23 protein-coding genes are annotated in these 24,834 nt (G+C 68.7%); 13 read left to right on the top strand and 10 right to left on the bottom strand.

The window, feature by feature from the left end; genetic code table 11:
• Positions 1-68 precede the first annotated feature (68 nt).
• Both QWI33_RS25660 and QWI33_RS25655 read right to left on the bottom strand, forming a co-directional pair.
• Positions 69-500, bottom strand: coding sequence for a YybH family protein (locus tag QWI33_RS25660; RefSeq protein WP_289959694.1), 432 nt, complete (start codon positions 498-500; stop codon positions 69-71).
• A 99-nt stretch (positions 501-599) separates the two neighbouring features.
• Complete coding sequence (locus QWI33_RS25655; RefSeq protein WP_289959693.1) at positions 600-1,796, bottom strand: NAD(P)/FAD-dependent oxidoreductase; 1,197 nt, start codon at positions 1,794-1,796, stop codon at positions 600-602.
• Between the two features lie 152 nt (positions 1,797-1,948).
• Between QWI33_RS25655 and QWI33_RS25650 the strand changes: the two genes are divergently transcribed.
• Positions 1,949-2,338: a TetR-like C-terminal domain-containing protein gene (locus QWI33_RS25650; RefSeq protein ID WP_289959692.1), complete on the top strand. Its 390-nt coding sequence runs from the start codon at positions 1,949-1,951 to the stop codon at positions 2,336-2,338.
• A 59-nt stretch (positions 2,339-2,397) separates the two neighbouring features.
• Here QWI33_RS25650 and QWI33_RS25645 read toward each other — a convergent pair whose 3' ends face one another.
• Complete coding sequence (locus QWI33_RS25645; RefSeq protein ID WP_353895560.1) at positions 2,398-3,357, bottom strand: GlxA family transcriptional regulator; 960 nt, start codon at positions 3,355-3,357, stop codon at positions 2,398-2,400.
• Between the two features lie 115 nt (positions 3,358-3,472).
• Here QWI33_RS25645 and QWI33_RS25640 point away from each other — a divergent pair, with 115 nt between their 5' ends.
• The 4 genes from QWI33_RS25640 to QWI33_RS25625 all read left to right on the top strand — a co-directional run bounded on the left by QWI33_RS25640 (position 3,473) and on the right by QWI33_RS25625 (position 7,163).
• Positions 3,473-4,189 carry a DJ-1/PfpI family protein gene (locus tag QWI33_RS25640; protein WP_289959690.1) on the top strand — a complete coding sequence of 239 codons (717 nt, stop codon included), beginning with the start codon at positions 3,473-3,475 and terminating at the stop codon, positions 4,187-4,189.
• Between the two features lies 1 nt (position 4,190).
• The gene (locus tag QWI33_RS25635; protein WP_289959689.1) at positions 4,191-5,399 is read left to right on the top strand and encodes an MFS transporter; all 1,209 of its coding nucleotides are present in this window, start codon (positions 4,191-4,193) and stop codon (positions 5,397-5,399) included.
• A 193-nt stretch (positions 5,400-5,592) separates the two neighbouring features.
• Entirely contained in the window at positions 5,593-6,171 is a 579-nt protein-coding gene (locus QWI33_RS25630; protein ID WP_289959688.1) for a hypothetical protein, read from the top strand.
• 2 nt (positions 6,172-6,173) lie between these two features.
• Positions 6,174-7,163 carry an elongation factor 1-beta/delta gene (locus QWI33_RS25625; protein WP_289959687.1) on the top strand — a complete coding sequence of 330 codons (990 nt, stop codon included), beginning with the start codon at positions 6,174-6,176 and terminating at the stop codon, positions 7,161-7,163.
• A gap of 109 nt (positions 7,164-7,272) precedes the next feature.
• On the opposite strand, the gene QWI33_RS25620 is transcribed toward QWI33_RS25625, so the two are convergent.
• On the bottom strand, positions 7,273-8,460 hold the full coding sequence (locus QWI33_RS25620) for a serine hydrolase domain-containing protein (protein ID WP_289959686.1): 1,188 nt from the start codon (positions 8,458-8,460) through the stop codon (positions 7,273-7,275).
• Between the two features lie 537 nt (positions 8,461-8,997).
• Here QWI33_RS25620 and QWI33_RS25615 point away from each other — a divergent pair.
• The gene (locus tag QWI33_RS25615) at positions 8,998-11,658 is read left to right on the top strand and encodes an RICIN domain-containing protein (protein WP_289959685.1); all 2,661 of its coding nucleotides are present in this window, start codon (positions 8,998-9,000) and stop codon (positions 11,656-11,658) included.
• 217 nt (positions 11,659-11,875) lie between these two features.
• On the opposite strand, the gene QWI33_RS25610 is transcribed toward QWI33_RS25615, so the two are convergent.
• Positions 11,876-12,643 carry a nuclear transport factor 2 family protein gene (locus QWI33_RS25610; protein WP_289959684.1) on the bottom strand — a complete coding sequence of 256 codons (768 nt, stop codon included), beginning with the start codon at positions 12,641-12,643 and terminating at the stop codon, positions 11,876-11,878.
• A gap of 104 nt (positions 12,644-12,747) precedes the next feature.
• Between QWI33_RS25610 and QWI33_RS25605 the strand changes: the two genes are divergently transcribed.
• On the top strand, positions 12,748-13,647 hold the full coding sequence (locus tag QWI33_RS25605; RefSeq protein ID WP_289959683.1) for a helix-turn-helix domain-containing protein: 900 nt from the start codon (positions 12,748-12,750) through the stop codon (positions 13,645-13,647).
• Positions 13,648-13,848: 201 nt separating this feature from the next.
• Here QWI33_RS25605 and QWI33_RS25600 read toward each other — a convergent pair whose 3' ends face one another.
• Positions 13,849-14,145 carry a hypothetical protein gene (locus tag QWI33_RS25600; protein ID WP_289959682.1) on the bottom strand — a complete coding sequence of 99 codons (297 nt, stop codon included), beginning with the start codon at positions 14,143-14,145 and terminating at the stop codon, positions 13,849-13,851.
• Between the two features lie 434 nt (positions 14,146-14,579).
• Positions 14,580-14,726, bottom strand: coding sequence for a hypothetical protein (locus QWI33_RS25595; RefSeq protein ID WP_289959681.1), 147 nt, complete (start codon positions 14,724-14,726; stop codon positions 14,580-14,582).
• A 187-nt stretch (positions 14,727-14,913) separates the two neighbouring features.
• Here QWI33_RS25595 and QWI33_RS25590 point away from each other — a divergent pair, with 187 nt between their 5' ends.
• The 3 genes from QWI33_RS25590 to QWI33_RS25580 are packed head-to-tail and all read left to right on the top strand — an operon-like array spanning position 14,914 to position 18,114.
• The gene (locus QWI33_RS25590; RefSeq protein ID WP_289959680.1) at positions 14,914-15,771 is read left to right on the top strand and encodes a polyphosphate polymerase domain-containing protein; all 858 of its coding nucleotides are present in this window, start codon (positions 14,914-14,916) and stop codon (positions 15,769-15,771) included.
• Between the two features lie 43 nt (positions 15,772-15,814).
• Positions 15,815-16,498, top strand: coding sequence for a DUF4956 domain-containing protein (locus tag QWI33_RS25585; protein WP_289959679.1), 684 nt, complete (start codon positions 15,815-15,817; stop codon positions 16,496-16,498).
• 2 nt (positions 16,499-16,500) lie between these two features.
• On the top strand, positions 16,501-18,114 hold the full coding sequence (locus tag QWI33_RS25580; RefSeq protein WP_289959678.1) for a CotH kinase family protein: 1,614 nt from the start codon (positions 16,501-16,503) through the stop codon (positions 18,112-18,114).
• 109 nt (positions 18,115-18,223) lie between these two features.
• On the opposite strand, the gene QWI33_RS25575 is transcribed toward QWI33_RS25580, so the two are convergent.
• Positions 18,224-18,349 carry a hypothetical protein gene (locus QWI33_RS25575; RefSeq protein ID WP_289959677.1) on the bottom strand — a complete coding sequence of 42 codons (126 nt, stop codon included), beginning with the start codon at positions 18,347-18,349 and terminating at the stop codon, positions 18,224-18,226.
• A 306-nt stretch (positions 18,350-18,655) separates the two neighbouring features.
• Here QWI33_RS25575 and QWI33_RS25570 point away from each other — a divergent pair, with 306 nt between their 5' ends.
• Positions 18,656-19,468, top strand: coding sequence for a phytanoyl-CoA dioxygenase family protein (locus QWI33_RS25570; protein WP_289959676.1), 813 nt, complete (start codon positions 18,656-18,658; stop codon positions 19,466-19,468).
• Positions 19,468-19,728, top strand: coding sequence for a hypothetical protein (locus tag QWI33_RS25565; RefSeq protein ID WP_289959675.1), 261 nt, complete (start codon positions 19,468-19,470; stop codon positions 19,726-19,728). Before QWI33_RS25570 ends, QWI33_RS25565 begins: the two co-directional genes overlap by 1 nt.
• Positions 19,729-19,868: 140 nt before the next feature.
• Here the strand turns inward: QWI33_RS25565 and QWI33_RS25560 are convergent, their stop codons facing one another.
• On the bottom strand, positions 19,869-21,209 hold the full coding sequence (locus tag QWI33_RS25560; RefSeq protein WP_289959674.1) for an extracellular catalytic domain type 1 short-chain-length polyhydroxyalkanoate depolymerase: 1,341 nt from the start codon (positions 21,207-21,209) through the stop codon (positions 19,869-19,871).
• A gap of 332 nt (positions 21,210-21,541) precedes the next feature.
• On the opposite strand from QWI33_RS25560, the gene QWI33_RS25555 reads away from it, so the two are divergent.
• Positions 21,542-22,489, top strand: coding sequence for a hypothetical protein (locus QWI33_RS25555; protein ID WP_289959673.1), 948 nt, complete (start codon positions 21,542-21,544; stop codon positions 22,487-22,489).
• Positions 22,490-22,551: 62 nt separating this feature from the next.
• On the opposite strand, the gene QWI33_RS25550 is transcribed toward QWI33_RS25555, so the two are convergent.
• Positions 22,552-24,774 (bottom strand): ATP-binding protein, encoded by a 2,223-nt coding sequence (locus QWI33_RS25550; RefSeq protein WP_289959672.1) that lies wholly within the window; start codon positions 24,772-24,774, stop codon positions 22,552-22,554.
• Positions 24,775-24,834: the final 60 nt, after the last annotated feature.

Genomic DNA, 24,834 nt, shown 5'->3' with positions numbered 1-24,834 from the left:
TCGGGCCGGACCGGCCCGAACCGAGCGATCCGGCGGTGTGGAACCGCCGGATGCATGGTCGCGGACCGTCAAGGCTCGAGGTCGGCGACTCCTTTCCCGCTTGCGAGGTCGAACGGCACGGAGACCTGGTCATGGACGATCAGCCACTCGCCGTCGATCTTCCGGAAGCAGAAGGTGGCGCGGACCCACATGCCGTTCGTCGCGGTTCCGTTCACCAGGGTGCCGCTGAGCCGGCCGAACCCGTGTGCGAACGCCACGTCCTGGCCGGCGGTGACCTCCAAGTCGCGGACTTCGTAGTCCAGGGCCTGGAAGACCGTGAAGACCTTCTCCCAGTTCTTCAGTTTCGCGGCGAGGCCGACGTGCTGGAGTGGCGGTTCGACGTCGAAGGAGACGACATCTGCCGCGTAGATCGTTGCCAGGTGGTCGAGGTCTTTGGCGCGGAGTGCCTCGACTATCGCATCGATCTTCCCGGCGACAGCGGCTTCATTCGGTGTGTTCATGGTTGTGCTCGCCTTTCATGACGGTGCTGATCTGGGCGTACCCGGCGTTGTTCACGTCCACGTCGATCTGTCCGAAGTGGTTTGATGACGGCTTCCTAGTTAGGCGTTGGAACCGAGCCGAACGGTCCGGGGCTCGGGCGAGACCGCCACACGGTGGCGGCGGACCGGCATGCCGAAGGTGGGGTGAGCGACGCTCCAGGCGGCGAACCCGCAGACGAAGTCCTTCATGCGTGCGGCGAGGGGGCCGCGGAGCGAGGAGTTCTTCGTCCTGTCGTCGGGGGTGACCCACTGGACCAGGCCGTTCTTGCGTCCCAGGCTGATGCACTGCCCCGAGTACTTCAGTGACGTGCGTCCGGCCTTGGTGCCGGTGAGGCGGGCCGCGATCGAGTCGGCGGCCTGCCAGGCCATCGGGGTGCCCGTGGCGCAGGACATCCGCAGCGGCTTGCCGGCGTCACCGATCGCGTAGCCGGAGTCGCCGACGGCGAACACGTCCGGGTGCGAAACCGAGGCCATGTCGCGGTCGACCACGATGCGGCCGTCCGGCCTGGTCTCCATCGTGGTGGCGGCGGCGATCGGGTGGACGACGAAACCGGCGGTCCACACCGTGACCGTGGCCGGGATCTCCCGGCCGTCGGCGGTGGCGATCGCGTCGGCGCGGACTTCGGCGACGTCGGTGTGCTCATGGACGGTGATCCCGAGCTTCCCGAAGACCTTCCGCAGGTGCGCCTGCGCCTTCGTGGAGACCCAGTCGCCCAGGCCGCCGCGGGCGATGAGGACGACGCCGAGGTCGGGTCGCGCCTCGGCGAGTTCGGTGGCCGCCTCGATGCCGGTGAGTCCGCCGCCCACCACGGTGACGGTGCCGCCGGCGTCCGTGCGCGCCAAGCAGTCGCGCAGCTTGAGGGCGCCGGGGCGGCTGGCGAGTTCGTAGGCGTGCTCGGCGACGCCGGGAACGCCCTGGTCGTTCCAGCCGCTGCCCAGGGCGTACACGAGCGTGTCGTACTGGAGCTCCTCGACGCCGTCGGCGCCGATGACGGTGACGGTCTTGGCGTCGGCGTCGACGGCGGTGACCTTCGCGAGCTTCAGCTCGACACCGCTGCCGGCGAACATCGCGGCGAAGGGCCGGTGCTTGAGGACCTGTCCCGCCGCCAACTGGTGGTTGCGGACGCGCTCGACGAAGTCGGGTTCGGCGTTGACGAGCGTGATGGCGACGTCCTCGGGGTGCAGCCGCTTCGCGAGGCGGCCCGCCGCGCTGGTGCCGGCGTATCCGGCGCCGAGGACGATGATGCGGTGCTGCATGGTCTTGCTCCTGTCTGGGTGGCTCGCGACCTGAACCGGGCTGGCCCGCGATTCCTGACAGATTCGGACGTGAAGCAGGTCACGAAGTGTCAGAAGCGGGGGCGCGGGTGGTCGTTGCGATCCACTGTCGATCCCACGGCGAGACGACGTCAATGGCGAAGCGCTCAACGCAGTGTTCAGTACCGGTGAAGACCCTGATGGGCACCGCCGAGCTCCTGCCGCGGTGGGGCGAAATGCTGGCCGAACCCCGGTTCCGTGCGCTCACCGCCCGGCTCCTGGGGGCCGGGCCGAGCCACCCCAGGCTGCTCGAAGCGTATGTGCGCCTCCACCTCGAACCGCGACGCGAGCGGATCCGCGCCGCAATGATCCAGGCCCAGGCCGCCGGCGTGCTGGCGCCGACCGAGGACGTCGACGTGCTCGTCGACATGATGAACGGCGCCATCATGCAGCACCTGCTGCTCGGGCCCGATCCCGCCGACCCGGCCGAGATCGGCGACTACCTCCGCCGAGTGCTCCGCCAAGCCGGATTCACCCTGGCTTAAGGCGCGGATCGCGTACTCCTTCACGCACTAGGGTCTCGACGCCCGAGCCGTCCCCGGGGTCACTCGGGCGCTGGAGTGCGGCGGTGCAGGCGCCGGTAATTGGACGGCGTGGCGTCGAGGTAGTCGAGGAACGCGGTCCTGAGGGTCTCGGTGGAGCCGAATCCGCAGCGTCGGGCGATTGCGGCCAGCGGCAGCGAGGTCGTCTCCAACAGCCGCGCCGCGGCCTCGGTGCGGACCGTCCGCACATACCTGCTCGGGGTGGTGTGCAGGTGGGCTTCGAAGAGCCGGGCGAGCTGACGCGGGCTGACGCCGGCTCTGGCCGCCAGGACCGGCGTGCTCAGATCGGCGCCCGGGTGGGCGGTCACGTGCGCGGCGAGATCGCGCACGACGCCGTGCTCGGGCGGCGGCGCGGACAGGAGCGCGCTGATCTGGGCCTGATTGGACGGCCGCTGCATGTACGTGACGAGCCGGCGGGCGACCTCCCGCGCCAGCGAAGCCCCTTCGTCCTCCTCCACGAAGGCCAGCGCGAGGTCCAGCGCGCTGGTGATGCCGGCGGCGGTGGCGATGCGGCCGTCGCGGATGAACAGCGGCCCGGCGTCCACCCGCACCTGCGGGTAGCGGGCGGCGAGCCACTCCGCATAGGCCCAGTGGGTGGTGGCGCGCCGCCCGTTGAGCAGTCCGGCCTCGGCGAGGACGGTCGCGCCCGTGCACACCGACGCGACGCGGCGGCTGAGCCGTGCCAGCCTCCGCACCTGGGCGATGAGCCGGGGGTCGGCCGCAGCCGCCTCATGGCTCCGCCCGCCCGCGACCACGAGCGTGTCCACCGGGCCGCGCACCTGGTCGAGACGCCGGTCGGCCACGAGCCGCAGCCCCGACTGGCAGCGGAACGCACCGCCGTCCACACTGGCCAGTTCGATGGCGTAGGCCCGCCGTGCGCCGAGCCGGTTCGCCGAGTCGAACACGTCCGATGGGCACGCGATGTCGAGCATCTCGGCACCCCCGTATCCGACGAGGACCATGCGCCGCGCTTCCCACATGGCCGCGACGATACCAACACCCGTCAGCTGGACGCGGTTCGCAGGATTCCGGACGCCCGGTCCACGTCGGAGCGGACCAGGAAGCACGCTCGTGGGCATGACAGCTTCTTCGCGAACCGTTGGGCCGCAGCCGAAAACGATCGCCTTCGTGCTCTACCCCGGGATCACGCTCCTCGATCTCGCCGGTCCGCTGCAGGTCCTCTCCGCGCTCGCGCATGCGGTCCCGGGCTTCGCGATCGCCGTCGTCGCCGAACGGCTCGCGCCGCTGCCCACCGACACGCCCTTGACCATTGCCGCGGACCGGACCTTCGACGACCTGCCCGAGCCGTTCGCGGTCGTCGTCCCCGGGGGTGGCGCGCCGACGCTGCGCGCGATGGGCGATCGGACGCTCCTCGGCTACCTGCGCCGCGCCGCGGCAGGAGCCGAGATCGTCGCCTCGGTCTGCACCGGCGCCCTGCTGCTGGGCGCCGCCGGACTGCTCGAAGGACGCCGGGCGACCACACACTGGACCTACCGCCACCTCCTCCCTGTCTTCGGCGCCGCCCCCGCGACCGCCCGATGGGTCGAAGACGGACCGGTCCTCACCTCCGCGGGCGTCTCCGCCGGCATCGACATGGCGCTCCACCTGGCCGGTCGCCTCGCCGGCGAGACGACCGCTCGAACCCTCCAGTACGCCCTCGAGTACGACCCCGCGCCGCCGCAAGGCGCGCTGGACTGGGCGCGCGCGCCCGCAGACCTGTTCGCCCCCGTCGTCGACCGACTCGTCCGCGACGCCTGGCCCGACGGTGCCGCGGGGAAACCGGCGGACCGGTGACGTGAGCGGGAACCGGCAGACGCACGTCCTCCTGGCCGGCCTGTGGACGTCGCAGTGGCTGGCCCCCAGCTTCCTGGGCATGGGCGGGCTCGCGACCATCCTCTACCAGCAGCACGTCCCGCTGGAGCGCCTCGCGGTCTTCCAAGCGCTCACCCTCATCGGACTGGCCCGCTTCCTATGGGCCCCTCTGATCGACCGCTTCGGCAGTCGCCGTTCGGGCCACTACCGCTCCTGGCTGCTTGTCGCGCAACCGGCGATGGCACTGGCGACCGCCGGACTGATCGCGCTCGATCCGGTCGCGGACCTGACGGCGGTCACCGCTGTAGTGATCGTCATGTGGGTGCTCATGGGCGTCCAGGACATCGCCACGGACGCCCTGTCGATCCGGCTGCTGGACACCGCCGGGCGCGGTGTCGCGAACGGCGTCCAGACCGCCGCCGGATTCCTCGGCACCCTCCTCGGCAGCGGCGCGGTGCTCCTCGTCTACGACCGGTGGGGGTGGGCGCCGGCGCTGCTCACGCTGACCGCGGGAACGCTCCTGCCTCTCGCGCAGATCCTGCGGTTCAAGGAGCCTCCGCCTCGGTCCCGGGGCCGCAGCGGCTTCGGCTCCCTGCCGAGTCTGCTGCGTACACCGGGCGTCGCCCCATGGGCACTCGTCCTGCTGCCGCTCATGTGGGCCGGCACCGGCGTCTACTTCGCCGTGCTCAACCCCATGCTGGTCGACCTCGGCTGGTCGCTGACCCGCATCGGACTGGTCGTCACCGTCCTGGGCAGCCTGGCCGCGATCGCCGGCGGCCTGGCCGCGGGACCCATCACGGCACGGACCGGCCCGCGACGCGCACTGGTCCTGTTCGGCGTTGCTCAGGCCGCCGCCGTTACCGGGCTCTTCGCACCCGCCTCAGGAAACGGCGAGCCGGTCGTCGTCGCGGCGGTCGTCGCCGCGATCCATCTGACGTACGCCGCCGCGGTCACGGCCGTGACCGCGGTGTGCATGGAGCTCGCGCGCCCCGCCAGCGCCGGCGGCGACTACACCGCCGTGACCACGATCGGCACCGCGGTCGCTCTCGGTACCGGCGCTGCGGCCACCGCAGCGGCGGGGGCCCTCGGCTACCCGGCCGTGCTCACAGTGTCGATCCTGCTGCTCGCCATCGGGATCGCGGCGACCTTCCTGTGGCATCCCGAGCAGAAGGCGCCGCCATCGACGCGATGACCGCCGGCGAGAGACCGGACCGAGCCGCCCGCAGCGAGACCGCATACGTACCGGAGCGCCGGATCCCGCCGGTAAACCGCCGCTCGATCGCCTTTACATCGGCCGAGCCCCGCCCTATGTTGAAGTCGCCCTTCAGCGGACGGTCGGTTCCGCACTCCTTCACCGCCCCAATACAACTGAAAGGGAGGAAGCGATGCCCGGACTCGAAGTCGACCCCGACGATCTGATCGACGTAGGGGAGATAACGCTGCCGTACGCGGCCGACTTCTACGACGAGATGGCCAACCGGCTCGGCGCCATCGGCAACAGCGCCGGGCGCGGACTGATCCCGACGATGAGCAGCTCGCCGGCGGGCAACGCCCTCGGCGAGGCCATCATGCGCTGCCAGCGCTTCCTCTACGCGGTCACCGAGGAGACTGCCGACAGCCACCGTGCGGTCGGGGTGAGCGTGGCCGAAGCGGGACACGAGTACCGGCAGGCCGACAACGCGAGCGCGCGCGACTTCGAGATGACCGGCGAGGATCTGACCGACTCCGTCGCAACCGAGTTCACCAAGGTCGACGCGGGCGAGTACGAGTCCGACAGCGGCTACCGATTCGACAACTTCGACGCCCAGGGAGGCTCCGCCTACGAGGAAGCGCTCTCGGGCGGCCCGCCGCAGCCGGCGGACCACCAGGACTACGAGATCGAACCTGAGCCGTTGTTCGAACGGCCCCGACCGACCGACCGCGGCGGCGACCGGCTGCCCCTCGAAGAACGCAGAGACCGCTGACCATGCCGAAGTTCGCCACGTTCCAGAACATGCGGGACGACCCGCCGCCGAGCAAGGACGAGCTCAAGGAGATGGTCGCGCAGTTCGGCGAACCGCTCCAGCTGCTGTACGTCAGGTCCCGCTACGACGCGTTCTTCAATGAGCGGTACCCCACCGGGAGCGGGCGCCAGAACCCGCGCGAGAACTGGACGTTCGACTTCGAGACGCACATGACCGCGGCGGAGGAGGCAGAGCTGCGCAGCCTGTGCTGGCCGCTCGCCACGAACTTCGTCATCGACATCATGGTCGGCATCGACAACCTCCTCGACAAGGACGAAGGCGACCTCGACGCGCTGGTGGAGGACCTCCTGCAACTGGCCGCGTCGTACGGCGGCGCGATGACCGACGCCAAGCTCGCACTCGTGCAGGAGCGGTTCGAGAGCTGGCACGGTGATGCCGGCTCCGCGATTCGGGAGGGCTACTCCGATCACCTCACCAGGTCGACGCAGACCCACAGTGCGATGGCGAACGCGCTGGCCAACGCGGCACAGCTCGATTCCCTGATCATGATGAAGGTCCGCCACCACCTCGACGGCCTGGTGAGGGCCGCCGGAACCGCCATCGACAACGGTCCGGCGGGTTCCCACCTCGATTTCGAGCCGATCATCGGCTGGCTGACGTTCATCGGCATCCTGGTGAGCACACCCGGCGGCCCGGCCGTGCCCGCCGCGGTCGGCTGGGTGGGGAGCACCATCAAGACGATCCTCTCGGAACTGCCTCTCGAACAGGCCGACGAGCCGACGATGGACTCCTCGGATCCGGACGAGTTGCGGGACCAGGTACTCGCGGCTTTGGACCAGGTCGCCGAGGTCGTCAAGGCGGACAGGGAGCAACTCGCCGAGGAGCTCGTCGCGTTCTTCGCGGAGGTGGCGGCGCCGCTCGGCAGCGGTGACGCCGCGGCGTCCAGTCGCGTGATCCCGAACCCGAACGGCGTCGACGGCATCACCCTCTGACCGACCGTCGCGCCGCGTCAGCGATCTCAGCACTCGGCGGCGCGGTCGATGCCGATGTCGGCCGTGCGGGCACGATCGCTTGCGTTCCAGTGGCCTTCCCGATCGCCGACTAGGAGTTCGTACCGCACAATCCGGTGGTCAGGAGGGCGAAGAGGGCCTGGTCGAAGGCGTCGGGGTCGGTGTAGGCGTGCTTGTCGTCGATGCTCCAGGACAGTGTGATCTGGCGTTCGCCGTCGAAGGAGTGGAAGGACTGGGTCTGGTGGCCCATGCCGTCGCCCACATGGCCGAGGAAGAGTGCTTCGGGGTCGTCGGGGCAGCCGACTTGGACGCCGCCCAGGCCCAGGCCGTACTGGAAGCCCGTGCCGGTGTCGGTGAACTCGGTGGCCTCGGCGAGCTGGTCGGCGGTCAGCAGGGTGCCGTCGGTGAGCGCGTCGTAGAAGTCGTTCACATCGCCCACAGTGGAGAAGGCGCCGCCGGAGGCGCCCAGCTGGGTGTTGGAGACCGCGGTGGCGTCGAAGTACGGGTCGTCGGGATCACCGGTGGTGATGTAGGGGGTCGAGTGCTTGCCGCGGATGCCGGCGGTGTCGTCCCGCGGGAAGTACGTGTGGTCGAGGTCGGCGGGTTCGAAGATGCGCTCTTGGAGTTCGTGCCGGAGGCTGTGGCCGGTGCGCTCCTCGATGAGCAGGCCCAGGGCCACGTAGCCGGTGTTGGAGTAGGACCAGCCCTCGCCCGGGTCGAACAGCGGCTCCTCCTGGGCGGCGAGGGCGATGAGCTCTTCGGGTTCGTAGTGGGTCCGGTAGTTCTCGCGGACCTCGGTCAGGTCGCCGTTCTCCATGCCCGGGTAGGCGATCGGGACCCAGTCGGGGACGCCGCCGGTGTGGCCGAGGAGCTGTCGGATCGTCGGCTGCTGCTCGTAGGGGAGGAGGTCCGGGAGGTAGTCGGAGAGGGGCGCGTCGAGGTCGAGTTCGCCTTCGCCGTCGAGTTGGAGGACGACCGCGGCCACCATCGACTTGGTGACGCTGCCGATGCGGACCCGGTCGCCCGGGCGCGCCCGGCGCGCGTCCTCGTCGAGGCTGCGGGTCCCGGCCGCTTCGCTCCACGTGTCGTCGCCGTCGCGGACCTCGACGAGGACGGAGCCGGCCGTGAGGTCGGCGAGGTCGTCGAGCCGGCCTTGCAGGGCCTCGGTGTCGAGTCGGCCGGTGTCGGGCCGGGGGTCGGCCGCGGCGATCTGCGTCGCTGTCAGCGCGCCGACGAGGCCCAGCACCGCGACCGCGGCGGGGATCATGTGTTTTCTCATGATCGAACCGTATGGGCTGCAACGGGATGAAACGATCCTGCGGACCCCCGGTCCGGTAGTACGGCCTGCCCTACCCAAGGCCCGGTGCGGCCGCACGCTCGCCGACCTTGGGAAGAGCCTCGTCCTCGTGCTCGTAGTCGACCACCAGGCCGGTCGTGCCATCACCGTCCACGACGATCAACGTTCACGGATGGAGCGCTCGGTGAAGTGGTCATCACGGCATTGACCAACATCGATTTAGTTGTATCATGTATTACGTCTGATGTGATGCTGTCGACCGCTCGGGGCAGATCGGAGAGGCGTGTGTCCGGCTCGATTCGGTGCTTCGACTCGGACCTTCTCAGCGCCCGGAAACCGTCGGGACTGCCGGCTTCGACGGCCGTCGTCCACGTCGGTTCGGCGGCCAAGCTCCCCGGCCACGCCGAGCACGGGCGGCACGAGCAGAAGCAATGAATCGGCCGCCGGAGTCCTCGTGCCAGAGGTCCGACCGCCCGCAAACCCGGCACCACCCCCACCGGACCCGAACGAAGGAGCCCCATGGCCTCTCGACCCGACCAACCCAACCTCTCCCGTCGCCGCCTCCTCCAGTCCGCCGCCATCCTGCCGGCCGCCGCGATCCACGTGTTGGCGCCGGAGGGAGCCGGTGCCGCCGTCGAGGCGGCCGCGACCGATGGCGTCTCCGCCGGCAATGCCGCGCTCGCGTCCGTCGATCTTGCCGGGACGTGGAGCTTCACCCCGGCGGGCCGGGCGACGACGTCGATCAGCGTGCCAGGCGGCGGCTGGTACAAACAAGGATTCACCGACGTGAACGAGGCGGTGTACTCGCGCAGCATCACCGTGCCGGACTCGGGGCAGCCGCAGTCGACCTGGATCGAGTTCGGCGCCGTCAATCACCAGGCGACACTGTCGGTCGACGGCCGCCTGGTCGCCACCCAGACCACGGCGTTCACCCCCTCGAGCTTCGACATCAGCGCCTACGCCGCGCCCGGGACCACCCACACGATCACGGTGAACGTGAAGGGCCGAGGCGCGTTGAAGGCGTCCAACGGCCGGTACCTGGTGCCCGACGCCGCCGACTGGTGCGAGGCGATCCCGCAGGGGATCTTCCGGTCCGCGTTCCTGCGGGTGTACCCGGCGGTGTACGTCAGCGACACCTTCGTGCGCACGTCGGTGGCGAACAAGACGTTGAGCTACGACGTGTCGGTGCGGAACACGTCGGGCAGCTCCCGGTCGGTGACGTTGACCGGGGCGCTGTCGTCCAGCAACGGAACGGCTTTCAGCTACCCCGAGCTGCCCAGCCGTACGGTCACCGTGGCGGCCCGCTCGACCGTGACCGTGACCGTCGGGCCGGTCGCGTGGAACCTCGACAGCGCCTCGTACTGGTGGCCCAACGTGCCGTACCGGTCGGGGTACCGGGCGCAGCTGCACCGGCTGGCGGTGCACGCCGTCGCCGATGACGGGCACACCAGCGACGCCGCGTACCGGTTCGGGTTCCGGGAGGCCACCCAGAACGGTGACTACTACTACCTCAACGGCGTGCGCGTGAACTTCCGCGGCGACAACCTCCAAGGCGCCGACTACGACCGGATCAACCACGGCGGCAAGGGCGACGCCTACAACACCCTGCCCGGCTTCCTGCCCCCGTCGCCCGGCAACGGCGGCTGGCCGCAAGCGGTGGACAACTACCAGCGGCTGAACTTCAACGTGGTGCGCATCCACCAGGAGCCCGCGAGCCCGTACATGTTGGATGTCGCCGACGAGACGGGCCTGATGATCATCGGCGAGACCGCGATCCGCGGCTCCTCTGGAAAGCAGGACTGGATCGCCGGGCGCGACAACATGGTCAACCACGCCCGTGCGCTGGTGCTGCGCGACCGCAACCACCCCGCGGTCATCCGCTGGAGCCAGTCCAACGAGCCGAACCAGAGCGGCCAGGACTCCGAGCAGTTCGAGAAGGACCTGTACGCGGCGATGAACGGCAGCGACGGCACCCGGCCGGTCATTGTGGAGGTGGGCGTCGACGGGAATCTCAACGGGTACCCCGGGATGACGTACGCCAACTTCGCGGTCATCCCGCACTACGTCGACGGCTTCGGCAGGTACGGGGAGGGCCTGAAGACCGTGAACGGGCGGCCCGACGGCGAAGGCGAGTACATCTGGCCGGCATGCAACACCAAGCAGGGCTTCGAGTGGTTCGCCACGGCGACCCTGGCCAAGCGCGGCAAGAACGCCAGCGACCTGCGTCCGTACACGCTGCTGTCCTCCTGGGCCAGCGTCGTGCCCGGAGTGCGGACCACCGACTTCGTGCCGGAGGAGGGCGGCCGCCCCGTCTACGGCGCGGACAACCTCCCGGACCCCTGGAGCAACGCGCAGATCCAGCGTGTGCAGGCGGCGTTCAACCCGGTGGCCGCGGTCGACCTCCCGTACTGGTCGGCCTCCGGCGTCTCGGACGCGAACGGCACCTTCCCGCTGCCGCAGGCCGTGCCCAACTACGCCCGGAACGCCGCGATCACCCGCACCATCACCGTGTTCAACGACGGCTTCACCGGCACCTCGGTGGACTTCTCCTGGACCGCCCGGCTCGACAGCCCGAGCGGCACGGTCGTCGCGTCGGGCAGCACCAACCTGACCATCCCGCTCGGCACGCGGGCCACCCAGCAGGTGTCCTTCACCGCGCCCGCCACCGGCAGCCGCGTGTACCTGGTGCTGTCGACGGCGAAGTCCGGCAGCACCCTCTTCACCGACGCGGTCGAGTACTTCACCATCGGCGGAACCGAATCCGGACCCGCACCCGGCACCTACCGCATCGTCAACCGCAACAGCGGCAAGCCCCTCACCATCGCCGGCAACTCCACCGCCGACGGCGCCAAGGCGATCCAGCAGAGCGGCACTCCCACATGGACGATCAGCACCGCCCAGGGCGCTTACACCCTGCGCTACAACGCCTCCGGAAAGATGCTCGACGTCAACGCCGGCAGCAGCACCGCGGGCCTGCAGTTGCAGCAGTGGTCGGCCAACGGCGGCACCAACCAACTGTGGTACCTGCGCCCCACCGGTGACGGTCACTACACGATCGTCGCCCGTGACAGCGGACTGGTGGCCGACGTCTCCGGCGCGTCGACCAACGACGGGGCGCAGGTGGTGCAATGGAGCGTCAACGGCGGGACCAACCAGCAGTGGCAGTTCGTATCCGCCTAAGGGGTTTCGGGGCCGGGACGGTACGCGGTCCAGGTGAGGGCGATACGTTGGCAGGCAGCCCCTAAGGGAGTGATGGCGCAACGGGTCGAGCGGTGGGGGGGGGGGGGGGGGGGGGGGCCCCCCGCCCCCCCCCCCCCCCCCCCCCCCCCCCCCCACCGCTCGAGCGATGCTCGGGAGGGTGTCCTCTCTCGCTGCCCGTAAGCGCAGCGCCGGACTTCTAGAAGAGGCCGTTGCCGTGGGGCAGTTCGGCCGGGATCGGGGCCACGATGTCCCAGTGCTCGACGATCTTGCCGTCGGCGACGCGGAACAGGTCCCAGTAGGCGACCGGTTCGCCGAACTCGCCCTCGGACTGGAGCAGCACGAGGTCGCCCTCCGCGACGACCTTGTGGAGGTGCCTGTAGACCAGGTTCTTGCCCTGCTCGCCCCATGCGGCCGCGGCGGCGCCGAAGCCGTCGAGGCCGTCGGCGGCCTCAGGGTTGTGCTGGTCGTACTGCCCGGTGGAGATGTAGTCGGTCAATGCCGAGTAGTCGGCGCCTTTGAGGACCTTCTCGGCGAACTCGACGACCAGTGCGCGGTTGGCCTCGGTCTTGTCGAGGTCGGTGGCTGCGGTGGGGCCGTCGATCTGTGTGCGGCCGGAGGCGGTGTGCTCGACCACGGGAGTGAGGGCGTCCCAGTGCTCGGCGAGCCTGCCGTCGCCGTCGATGCGGAACAGGTCGAACGCGACCAGCGGATCGGGGCCGAAGCCGTGGTAGACGCCGTGCAGGGCGACCAGGTCGCCGTCGGCGATCACCCGCGCCCCTTCGTAGCGGAAGCCCTCGGGGAGGTTGGCGACGAGACCGCGCAGGCCCTCGCGCCCGTCGGGGGCGAGGGCGCTGTGCTGCCGGTAGTCCGGCGCGACCAGGCGGTCGACGGCGGTGACGTCCTTGTCGGCGAACAGTTCCTTCGCAGCGGTCAGTACCGTTTCCTTCGCATTCCCCTTGCCCATGGCGTCCTCCCTTGTATTCGTGCGCCACCTGGCGGCGCCGCATCTGCCTTGGCTCCTCGAATCTAGGGTCGGATCTGGGCCGACGCCCGATACACTCGGGACTGATGATGGTGAAAAACCGACAAGATAGGTCGGCGGGGATTCTGGAGGTCGGCTTCCGCGCTCCGATCGGCTCCCCGGCCGGAGTCGAGGTGGTGGACCTCGGCGAGCTGCGGCGCCGGAACCTGCCGACGCTCGCGCGGCTCCAGCGGCCGCATTTCCATCAGATCCTCACGCTCTCCGAAGGGCGCCTTGACTTCATGGTCGACTTCGTGGACTTCGAGGTCGGCCCCGGCGACTGGCTGTGGGTGCGGCCCGGGCAGGTCCAGCACTGGGGGGCCCTCGATGGTGTCGAGGGGACGATGATCCTGTTCGAGAACGACTTCCTCGATCCCGAGACGGCGGAAGCGGCCAGGGTCGACGAGCCGGGCGGCCCGACCCGCTTCCCGTCCGGGGCCTGCGACGACGCGCTCGAGGCGGCCCGGGCTCATCTGGACCGCGAGTTCCGGTCGTTCGGCGAGCTGCCCCTCCCGATCCACCTCGCGGCCATGAGCCATCTGCTCGCGGTTCTCGTCCTCCGCTTGGGGCACTGCGGAACCGGGGAGCATCACGCCGGCGAGTCGGGCGAGGCGTTCCGGCGGTTCCGCTACGCGGTCGAACGAGGATTCGCCCGCAGCCGTCGAGTCGAGGACTACGCCGCCCAGCTCGGTTATTCGCCGCGCACCCTCGCCCGCGCCGCGATCGCCGCGACCGGCATGGGCGCCAAGGAGTTCATCGACCAGCGCATCATCCTGGAGGCCAAGCGGCTGCTCGCGCACTCCGACCGCACTGCGGCGAGGATCGCGCGCGACCTCGGCTTCAACGACGCCACCAACTTCTCCAAGTACTTTCAGCAACGCGTCGGTCAGACCCCGATCGCCTTCCGCACCACCGCCCGCCGGACGACCGCGCCCAAGCCACGATGAACCCGTGCGGTGCGTGACGCGAAATCGGAATCGGACACTCCTAACCGGCCGGTTCGGCTCGCCGCTATGCCGGAGAGCGACCGCACGCCGTGGTAGCCGGAGATCGGACCAGTCCAGTAGTGGCCGCCGGTGCGTGCCGACCGCGGGTCTGCCATGTGCAGGCCCGCCCGTGCACTGAATAATCAGGAATCGGTGCCCGTTTCAGGGGCGAGGGCTGCATTCCTCGATCGCGGCCGCCACGTCCGGGTCGGATGCGTCGAACTGCGAGACGTCCTCACCCAGCTCCACGTCGTGCTCGGCGAGGCAGTCGCGGTAGGCCGTGAGCTCATCGGACTCACCCGAGCCCGGAGCTCCGCTGCCGGGGCCGCCGCCCATGGGCAACTGGTCGGCGCAGGCCTCCTGAGCCGACTGCCAGTCTTCGTCGCTCACACCCTCCGGGGCTTCGAAACCGCCGCCGAAGCCGCCGGTGGGCCTGGCGGTCGGCATCTCCCCGGACATGTCAGTGGGCATATCCGTGGGCATGTTGGTCGGAGCGCTCTCGGGATCGAAGCCCGGCATGCCGTCGCCGAGGTCGGCGGCCCAGTCCTCGGGCAGGTCGACGCCCTGTTCCTCAATGCAGGTGACATAGGCGCTCAGCGCATCGCCGCCTGACGAAGTGCTCTCTTCTGGATTCGCTTCGGTTTCGTTCCGGCTCCGCAGGCGGTCAAGAGCAGGCCGGCGGCCGTGAGTGCAGCCGCATGCAGCAGATGCCGCGGCATGGAGGGAATGGTGCGCATACCGGCATACTGTTCGCCCTGGAAATCGAGAACGGCTCGAAGTCCGCTCAAGATCAGCTCGCAGTCCGATTCCGAGTCGGCTTTGAGGTCGGATTGAGGCCGCATCGAGGGACGGGGCCGACCATGCCCCATATGGGATTGTCCTCAGCACGGCCTTCACGGTCCAGATTCCTCCTCAACACCTTTGCCGTCGCAACGATCGCCGGAGTCGGCAGCGTTACCAACCACCTCATCGACGACGAACCGCGGCGTGTTGGCGGCAGCATCCACACCATGCAAACCATCACCTTCGCTGCTGGTCAACAGCTGGCTCTGCTGCTAGTCGTCGGCGTAGCGCACTTCCGTTCGGAAGGACTACGTAGCGTCATCCCTTCCGCATGGCTATTTCTGATATGGGCGTTTCTCTGAGTCAACTTTGAGTTCACCATGAGTTCACTAAAACCTTCGCCAGGTTGACTCGTCAACGTTCCCAAGCATTCAAGGAGCGTTGATGAGCCAACTCAGCGGAGGAGAAGCCGCGCACCTGCGCCGCACCGCAAGTGCGCTGCATTCGTTCAACCGGTTCGAGATCAAGTACCTGCTCGCGTACGACCAGGTACCCAGGCTGCGCGAGGAGCTGCGGGCGCGCATGGAGGCCGACCCGTACACCGTGCGCGGCGGCTACCCGGTGACCAGCCTGTACTACGACTCGAAGTCCCTGCGGTACTACTGGGAGAAGATCGAGGGTCTGCACTTCCGCCGGAAGCTCCGCGTCCGCGCCTACGGCGAGCGGCACGAGCTCACCGACGAGACCCCGGTGTACGTCGAGATCAAGCAGCGGGTCAACCGGGTGACCCAGAAGCGCCGGGTCAAGGTCCCGTACCTGCTGGCCCGCAGGCTCTGCGACGAGCGGGTCCTCATCGAGCACGAACCGGAGCAGGGGCCGTTCCTCGAAGAGGTCCTCGGGCTGGTCGAGGGGCACGGGCTGCGTCCGACCGCGATCACCGCCTACAACCGCGAGGCATACCTGGGCTACGACGCCGACCTGGGACTGCGGGTGACGATCGACCACCGGGTGCGCGGCCGCGACCGTGACTTCCACCTGGGCGCCGAGGTCGAGAACCGGCTGATCATCCCGCCCGCGAGGGCGGTCGTGGAGGTCAAGGCCAACGAGCGGGTCCCGTACTGGATCACCGACCTCTCGGCCCGTCTGGGCATGGCGGTCGTCCGCGTCTCCAAGTACTGCCAGAGCATCGAGGCGTTCGGCCAGGCGCCGCGCTCGGTGTTCCACGTCCCCGTCGAGGACGACTTCGCCGTCCACGCCAAGCCGGAGGGCGCCGGCGCACCGGCGGTCTCCATTGTCCAGTAACCGATCGGGCATCGCCCACTAACTGCGGAAAGCAGCCGTCCAGATGGATTTCCTGACCAACTTCACCGACCTCTCGGGTGAGTTCAGCGTCGCCGACATCGCGATCTCGCTATCGCTCTCGTTCGTGCTCAGCTGCGTGATCTCGCTGGTGTACCGCCGGACCCACCGCAACGTCTCCTACAGCCAGTCCTATGTGCAGACCCTGATCATCATGGGCATGATCATCGCGATGATCATGCTCATCGTCGGCTCGAACGTCGCCCGCGCGTTCGCGCTCGTCGGCGCACTCTCGATCATCCGGTTCCGCAACGCGCTCAAGGAAACCCGCGACGTCGGGTACATCTTCCTGGTGATGGGCGTGGGCATGGCCTGCGGCACCCGGTTCTACCTGCTGGCGATCATCGCGACCGCCGTGATCTGCCTGGTGCTGCTCATCATGCACCGCTTCAACTGGTTCGCGCACAGCGTCGAGCGCCAGGTCGTCAAGGTGCAGGTGCCGGCGCACGAGGACCTGTCCGGCGAGGTCGACGACGTCCTGATCCGCCACACCGACGAGTACGAGCAGGTGAGCATGGAGACGATCAGAGGCGGCGCTCTGACGGAGATGACGTTCACCGTCAAGCTCAAGTCCGGCAAGAAACCCGCCGACCTGCTCGCCGAACTGCGCGACGTCACGCAAGGCCAGCAGGTGACGGTGCTGACCGGCTACGACCAGACGGACCTGTAGCCATGAACGCCAAGGCACTGCGGCACCGGATCCCGGTGAGCGTCCGGCACTACTGGAAGCTCATCGCCGGGTCGATCGGCCTGGTCGCGGTCCTGGTGCTGGCGGTCGGCACGATCCGCGTCAGCGCGGTCGTGACCTCGGACGCGAACGAGGGGTTCGTCGTCACCAACGACGTGCAGGGCACTGCGGACCTGTTCGACACGACGGTGGCGCATGAGATCAGCCTCGAGTACAGCGAGGACGACTACGAGAAGATGATCGAGACGTTCCAGGACTCCGGTGAGAAGGAGTGGGTCAAGGCCGACATCACCATCGACGGCGTCACGATCAACGACGTGGGCATCCGCCTGAAGGGCAACTCGACTCTGGCGAGCCTCGGGGGCGAGATCACCGTCGGCGGCCAGGAGATGCCCGAGAACATGGAGATGCCCGAAGGCATGGAGATGCCGGAGGGCATGGAGATGCCCGGCGGCGAGGGCGGCTTCGGCGGCATGGGCAGTTCGCTGAGCTTCGAGGACCCGGAGTCGCTGCCGTGGCTGGTGGACTTCTCCAAGTTCGTCGAAGGCCAGGTCTACCAGGGCAACCAGCAGATCACGCTGCGCGTCGACTCGGGGATGGGCGGTTCGACCCTGACCGAGTCGGTCGCGCTCGAGCTGATCGAGGCCAGTGGCGAGCCGAGCTACGACTGGACCTATTCGAAGGTCTCGGTCAACGGATCTGCAGCGGTGACCCGCAGGGTCGTGGACGCCATGGACGTGACCTGGGCCGACGAGGAGTACGGCGCGAGCGAAGGAGTGCTCTACAAGGGACGGGCCGGGGGGCAGTTCGCCTACCAGGGCCAGGATCCCAGCGAGTACGAGGACGATTTCAAACAGGTCACCATGGAGGGGTCGGCGGATGTGCAGCCGCTCATCGACTTCCTGGAGTGGCTGGAATCGGCCGACGACGCGACCTTCGACGCCGAGCTCGCCGATTGGGTCGACGTCGCATCGTTCGCGAACTACACGGCGCTGCAGAACCTGATCGTCAACACTGACGACATGGCAGGGCCCGGTAGCAACTACTACCTCTGGTACGACTACGACACCGGTCTGATCTCGGTCATCACCTGGGACCTCGACCTGTCACTGACCAACGCCGAACTGGCGCCCGGCGAGTCCGGGTCCATCATGGGCGGCGGTGGCGGCATGGGCGAGATGCCTGAGGGGATGGAGATGCCTGAGGGGATGGAGATGCCTGAGGGGATGGAGATGCCTGAGGGGATGGAGATGCCTGAGGGGATGGAGATGCCTGAGGGGATGGAGATGCCGGAGGGCATGGAGATGCCCGAAGGCGGCGGCATGCCCGAGGGGATGGGCGGCGGGATGTCCGCCGGCGCGGGCGATTTCAAGCAGCGGTTCCTCGACTCCGAGGCGTTCCAGGAGGTCTACATGGAGGCCTATAACGACCTCTATGAACGGATCTATGCCAGTGGTGCGGCCGAGGAAGCGGTCGAGACCGCGGCGGCGGCTGCTGAGCTCAACGGCGCCGCCGATGTGGCGGCGTCGGCGGAGTCGCTCAAGACGGTCATCCAGCAGCGCGAGGAGTTCCTGGCAGTACAACTCGATGCAAGCTGAGGGATGATCCGGCGCGACGGGGGCCAGGCAGGGGGGATTGCTGCCGGCCCCCGTCGCGTCACGCTCGGCGGGTGCCGCTGCGCACGGCGAGTCCCGGTGGCGTGCACGGTCAATGGCGGGAGCTGCCCCGGAGGGTGCGCGGCGAGGCGCCGAATTCGCGGTGGCAGGCCTTGTTGAACGTCTGGAGATCGGGAATCGGGGCGTCGGCGACGGTCGTGATGGTCTGCCACAGCATCTCGTCGAGCGACGGACCGGCGGGCCCGGCGTCCTGACCGAGGGGCGTTTCTGGCGTGGACCGCCCGGCTCGCCGAGGGCATGCCCGCCGGCGAGAGGGCGAGCCCGATCGCGGTCGGAGCGGGAAGATTACTCGCCTGGGCCATTCATCCCTTATGGGCGCCCTGTCATAAACGGCCCATTGTCGGCAACCGCAATCCTCGGAAGGCCGCCAACGACAACCCGTGTCGATTTAACAGTGAAAATCAACCACTGAACAGTGAATTCTTCCAATTACAGAAGGCAGATTTCCGCTTAGTCTCGTCGTATGACAACCACTCAGCACCTACTGTCATCCGTGGAGATGGCGCGGTTCGTCGCCAACGGGTACCACCGTATGGACGGGGTCGTGCCGGCCGAACTCAACGAGCGGGCCATCCCCGAGTTCGACGCCGGCCAGCAACCGCACGTCGACTACGGCACTCCGGTGAAGCAGGCCTTCCCCGAGGGCTCGATCTCCCGGGCGCTCTTGGAGATCCCGACCGTGGCCGGGGCGCTCCAGAGCCTCGTCGGACCCGACCCCACCGTCGACCACCACCACACCCACATCCGCGAGCCGAACGAGGGCAGCGCGCAGCCGCTCCACGGGGACGCGATCATCGACACGCGGATCGACGCGTTCGACGTGCAGCTCATGTACTACCCGCAGGAGGTCAGGGCCGACATGGGCGGGACGCTCTCGGTTCCGGGCTCGCACCTGCGCCGCACCAACGAGTCCGACACCGGCCGCTACCAGAACCTGCGCGGCCAGACCCGCCTCACCTGCCCGCCGGGCACCGTGGTCCTGCTTCACCACGGCATCTGGCACGGCGGACGCCGCAACGACTCCGACATCCGCCGCTACATGTACAAGATCCGGTTCAACCCCACAGTGCCGCAGGTGCGCACCTGGGACGTGTCCGACCTGGACGATCCGAAGGTGTCGGCCGAACTCTCGACCTACCACCCCTGGAGCGAGCACGCCACGTCGCGCCTGGAGATCTACAACCGGATCAGGATGTGGCGGGCGCTCACCAACAACCCCGCCTTCGACATCGACTACTGGGCGACCCGTGTCGCCAACCGCCCCGGGAGGGTCTGATGAAGCAGCAAGTCCTCGTCCTCTACTTGAACACCTCCGGACTCGACTCGCACGTCCTCGCCTGGGCCAACTACGACGGCACCGGCAAAACCGACCCGACCACCGGCGACAGCGACGACCCGCCGTACGAGACCGGCGTCGAGGCGCTGCGCGACGGCTGGCGGCTGTTCCAGGCCTCGCAGCTGATCCCGCCCTACCCGGGGCACGAGTACGACACCTCGTTCCTCAAGCACGAGTTCTGGTTCGAGAAGCTCGAATAAAGGGCCGACCCGCTGTCGCCGAACGCCCGCGCAGTCGGCGTCCGGCAACGGCCCCGCAACCGACGAAACAGACCGCAATAAGCCGCAACGGCAACAGAGGCCCCGGCGACGCTCGCCGGGGCCTCCGCTGCGCGCTGCGACTACCCGGCAGTCCAGCGCTGGTTGCTCTGGCCATTGCAGGTCCAGAGCTGTACGAGGGCGCCGTTGGCGGTACCGGCGCCGGTGACGTCGAGGCAGAGTCCGCTCGCGGCATTCGTGATGCTGCCGTTCGCGTTCCGGTTCCACTTCTGGTTCGCCCCGCCATGGCAGGACCAGATGATGACCGGCGTGCCGTTGGCACTGCCGTTGCCGGAGGCGTCGAGGCACTTCCGGTTCCCGCCCGAGTAGACGGACAACTCGCCTGCGGCGGTCGCCGTCCACTGCTGGTTCGCGCCGGTCCAGCAGTCCCAGATCTGCGTTCGCGCGCCGTTGGCCGTCGACTGGTTCGGCACGTCCAGGCACTTGTTCGAAGCGGCCGAGCGCAAGGTGCCCGAGCCGCCGCCCGGGGCGCCGCCGTCGAGGCCGAGGAAGGCGATGGCGTTGGCGAACATGCCCGTGAGCGGCAGCGAATGGCCGTAGCCCGCGATGCTCATGCCTTCGACCGTGGCTTGGGTTCCGGTGGCGCCGTACCGGGTCCGCACCCAGCCGCCGGCGAGGTTCTCGGTGGACGACGGGGTCTGGTTCAGGCCGTTGAGGTTGGTCCACTCTTTGATCTGCTCGCCGAAGTTCGGGTACCGCAGGATGTCGTCCTCGGTGCCGTGCCATACCTGCATCCGCGGGTACTCGCCGGCGTATCCGGGGTACATGGCGCGCACCTGGTCGCCCCACTGCTGCGGTGTCTTGATGAGGTTCCCGCCGGAGCACTGGCTGTTCCACAGGGACCCGTTGTTCGTGGCGAAGCAGCCGGCCGCCACGCCGGAGAACGACGAGGCCGCGGAGAACACGTCCGGGTACTCGGCGGCGAGGACGTTCGTCATCATCGCCCCGGAGGAGAAGCCGCTGACGACGATCCGGTCGGCGTCCACGTTGTAGCGCTGGCGGACCCAGCCGACCATCGACATGATGCCCGTGGAGTCGCTGCCGCCGTTGCGGGTCAGTGCCGCGGGGGTGGCGACGTCGAAGCAGCCTTCCTGGCGGGTGACCTCGGGCAGGACGATGATGTACCCGTATCGGTCGGCCGCCGCCACGAAGTCGCGCCCGATGCTGTTGAAGACGGCGCCGGCCGTGCCGCCGCAGTAGTGGTTGAGCACGAGCAGCGCCGGCTCGGCCGCCACCGTGTCGGGGACGTACAGGTACATGTTGAGGTTGGTCGGATTGGTCCCGAAGTTCGTCACTCGGTTCATCGTCGCGGCCGCCGCCGGTTGCGCGGTCAGCAGCAAGGTCCCGATGATGAGCGGCAGCGACAGGGCCGCCGCGAGCGCGGCTCTGAAAGTTCGCTTCATCGATCGAATCTCCCTTCAAGGTGGGGGGTCGCGCGCGGCATGGAAACCTCACCGATCGCTCCCGCGGTCTGGTTATCGCTCACAACCCGTCGCGCCAGCGATGGTTTCGAGAATTCTCACGAACGTTAAGGCGCTGGGGGACAGCTTATCCATGACAGTCCTGTATGTAAATAGGTCGATATATGGCGTTCATTTGACCTGGGGCCGCGGTGTCGAGGGCACGAGCTTGCGATCCAGTTGTCGAAATCCGCTGACTAGTTGCCGGTTTCCACGATGACGGGTCCACGTCCGCCGGACCCCGCTGGGACGGTCGCGTCGATACCATCGGAACCATGCCCCAGGCGATCGAACAGTTGAACAAGGAACTGGCCGAAGCGAGAGCACTGTTGCGCCGCAAGCAGCACCACGAGCAGGTGCTGGCCCGAACCGAGCAGCAGGTGGCCTCCGCCGAAGCGGCGCTGCAGCTCGCCGAGGAGCGAGCGGCCGGCGAGCAGAAAGACGTCGATCAGCTGGAGCGCGTGTCGTTCAAAGCCTTGTGGGCCGCGGTCATCGGCGCCCGGGAGGAGCGACTGGACATCGAGCGCGCCGAGGCGGCGGCCGCGCAGATCCGAGTGGAGCAGGAGCGGGCCCGAGTCCGCCGGCTGATCCAGGACCGGGCGTCGCTCGAGGCCGCCGGAGCCGAATTCGAGGCCGCGGAGGAGCGGTTCCGCGAACTGCTGGCGGACAAGGAACGGGCCGTGCTCATGCTGGGTCTGCCCGCAGGCGGCGAACTGGAGGCGATCGCGGACCAGGCGGCCGGCCTGAGCGCTGAGCGGCGCGAACTCAAGGAGGCCTGCGACGCCGGGCGGCGGGCGCTGGAATGGGTCGACGAGGTCGGGCGCCTGCTCGGCAGCGCCGGTGCCGCCTCCGGCTGGGACCTGATCGGCGGCGGCGAGCTGGTCAGCCAGTTCAAGTACGACAAGCTCGACTCGGCGGGCCGCGCCGTGGCCTACGCGCAGTGGGCGCTCGACGCGTTCAGCCGTGAACTGGTCGACGTCGGTGTCGAGCAGCGCCACCGCGTCCCCGCGATCCCGAACAACTGGCTCACCGATGTCCTGTTCGACAACATCTTCACCGACGCAGTGCGCAACGGGCAGATCCGCAACGCCACTGAGCAGTTCAGGTCCATCCGAGATGCGGTTCAGACGACGATTCGGTCGTTGGGGGAACGGGACGCGGAGGCCGAGCGCAGTCTCGTCCGGCTGCAGACCCGCAAGGAAACGCTGCTCGTCGGGGACTGACTGCGTCGGCGGCGTGCCCGGCCCACTGCATGAGGTCAAGGCGGCCGGCTGGTCGCCCCGGCCTATGCGGTCGCGAGTTTCGCGCTGAGACTTTCCGCCTCAGGATGGCCGAGGGCGCGGTATATCGCTTCGGCGTCGCGCCAGGCTTCGCGGGCTTCGTCAGGACGGCCGCCGTCGTGGTGGACTTCCCCGATCACGGCGAGGACCTCGGCCTCCAAGTACCGGCTCCCCAGCTCCACCGCGACGGCGAGCGATCGCCGGAGATGCTCCAGCGCCTCGTCGAGCCGGTTGAGCCCGTGGTGGGCCCGGCCGAGGTTGGCCAGAATGTTGGCGGTGCCCGCCTGGCTGCCGGCCTTCTCCCAGATCTCGAGTGCCTGACGGCCGTACTCGATGGCATCGGCGTAGGCACCCACGAGTATGGACGTCCAGGCGAGTGCGTTGAAGGCCATCGCCTTCCCGCGTTCGTTGCCCGCCGATCGGAGGGCGCTCCGCGCATGCTCGAGCGCCGCGTCGAACCGGCCGTCGGCCTCCGCGAGCGAGGCGAGGTACACCTCTGTCGTTCCCGTCCCTTCATGGTCCCCGAGTTCCAGAGACAGCGCGAGCGAGTCGAGCAGATGGGCTTCAGCCGCGTCGAACCGGCGCAGCCGGGTGAGCGCGACGCCGATATTGCGGTGGGCGTACGCGGTCATCGACCGATCTTCCAGGGCCTCGGCGGCCTCCAACGCCGCCGAGTGGATGCTCGCCATGAACTGCCAATGCCCCTGCTGGTACAGGAAGTCCCGGAGGTTCCAGGCGAGATGGCAGGTGTGCGCGTGGAGTCCCGCCGCGGCGGCGTGCTCGGCGATCTGGCGGATCGACTGGTATTCGGCGCGGAACCATGCCACTGCGGCCCCGGAGTCCTCGATGTGCTCCGGCTCGATGGAGGTCGGCGGTGTCGGCGCGAGCGTGCGCCGACTCGGATTCAGCCGCAAAGCGGCATCGCGCGATGTCAGTACATAGTGGTCGATCATGCGGAGGGTGGCCCGCCGGTGCTCTTCGGCGCTCTCCTCGGACGTCGCGAGCTCTGCGGCATAGGCGCGGAGCAGGTCGTGAAGGACATACCGCCCCGGGGCCGGTTCGTTGAGCAGGTTCACGCGGCACAGGCGGTCCAGGTGCGTGCGGGCGTGCGACGCCGACATGCCGACCAGGGCGGCCACAGCGGATATTGATATCGAGGGGCCGGGGTGCAATCCGAGCAGGCGGAACGTGCGTGCGGTCTCGGCGTCCAGCTCCTGGTAGGACCAGGAGAACACCGCCCGGAGGTCCACCGAGGCCTCGTCGACCGCGAGGGCGTCCAGCCGTGCGGCGTCCAGCTCGTCGGCGATGGCGCTCAGGGCATGGTCGGACCGGGTCGAGGCTTTGGCGCCGATGATGGCGAGCGCCAGCGGCAGACCTGCGCACGCGGTCAGGATCCGCTCCACCGACGCCGGCTGGGCGGCGAGGCGCGCCTTGCCCAACTGCCGTTCGAGCAAGGCGGCCGCTTCGGTCCGGTCGAACGCCCCGATCTCGATGATCTTGGCCCCGTGCGAGGCCGCGAGTCCGACGAGTTGATTGCGGCTGATGACGACCGTGTGCACCTGGGGGGAGTTCGGCAGCAGCGGCCGCACCTGGGCGGCGTCTCGCGCGTTGTCCAGCACCAGCAGGCGGCACTCGCTGCCGATGATGCTGCGGTAGAGCGTGAACAGGGCGTCGGTGTCGGCTGGAATCCGGAGCGGTTCCACCCCTACGGAACCGAGCAGTTGACGCGCTGCTTCAGCCGGTTCCATCACGGCCCCGCTCGAGCTGAAACCGCGCAGGTCGATGTAGATCTCTCCGCCGGGGAACCGCTCGGTCGACCGGTGGCCCCAGTGCAGGGCGAGCATCGTCTTGCCGATGCCGCCGACCCCGGTCAGGACGGTGAGCCGGGACGTTCCCGCCTCGGCCGATCGGTCGAGCCTGGCCAGGAGTTCGCTTCTGCCGGTGAAGACCGTGGTGCCAGAGGGAAGTGTCACCGGGGGGACGTTCCGGGACGCTGCCGCATCCTGATCCGACGCCCCGGTCAGCAGGGCTTGACCGTCCTCGTCCAGATTCAGCGCCTCGATCAGCAGCCGCAGGGTTCGCGGTTGCGGCCGCACCTTCCCGGTCTCGATGTCCCTGATCGTGCGCGTTCCCAGGCCCGACTTGAGGGCGAGTTCTTCTTGCGTCATCATCGCCCGAAGCCGCAAAGGCCGCAGGTTGACGCGGGCGTCGGACGCTCGGTCGGCCATGCCGCAATGATAGGGCAACCCGTAAACGAGTCCGAGCACCGACAGCGGACCGGCTACGCG

It is taken from the genome of Glycomyces tritici (genome assembly GCF_030403505.1).
Note: the sequence above shows the minus strand (reverse complement) of the source record. Positions and strands in the feature narration are given on the sequence as shown.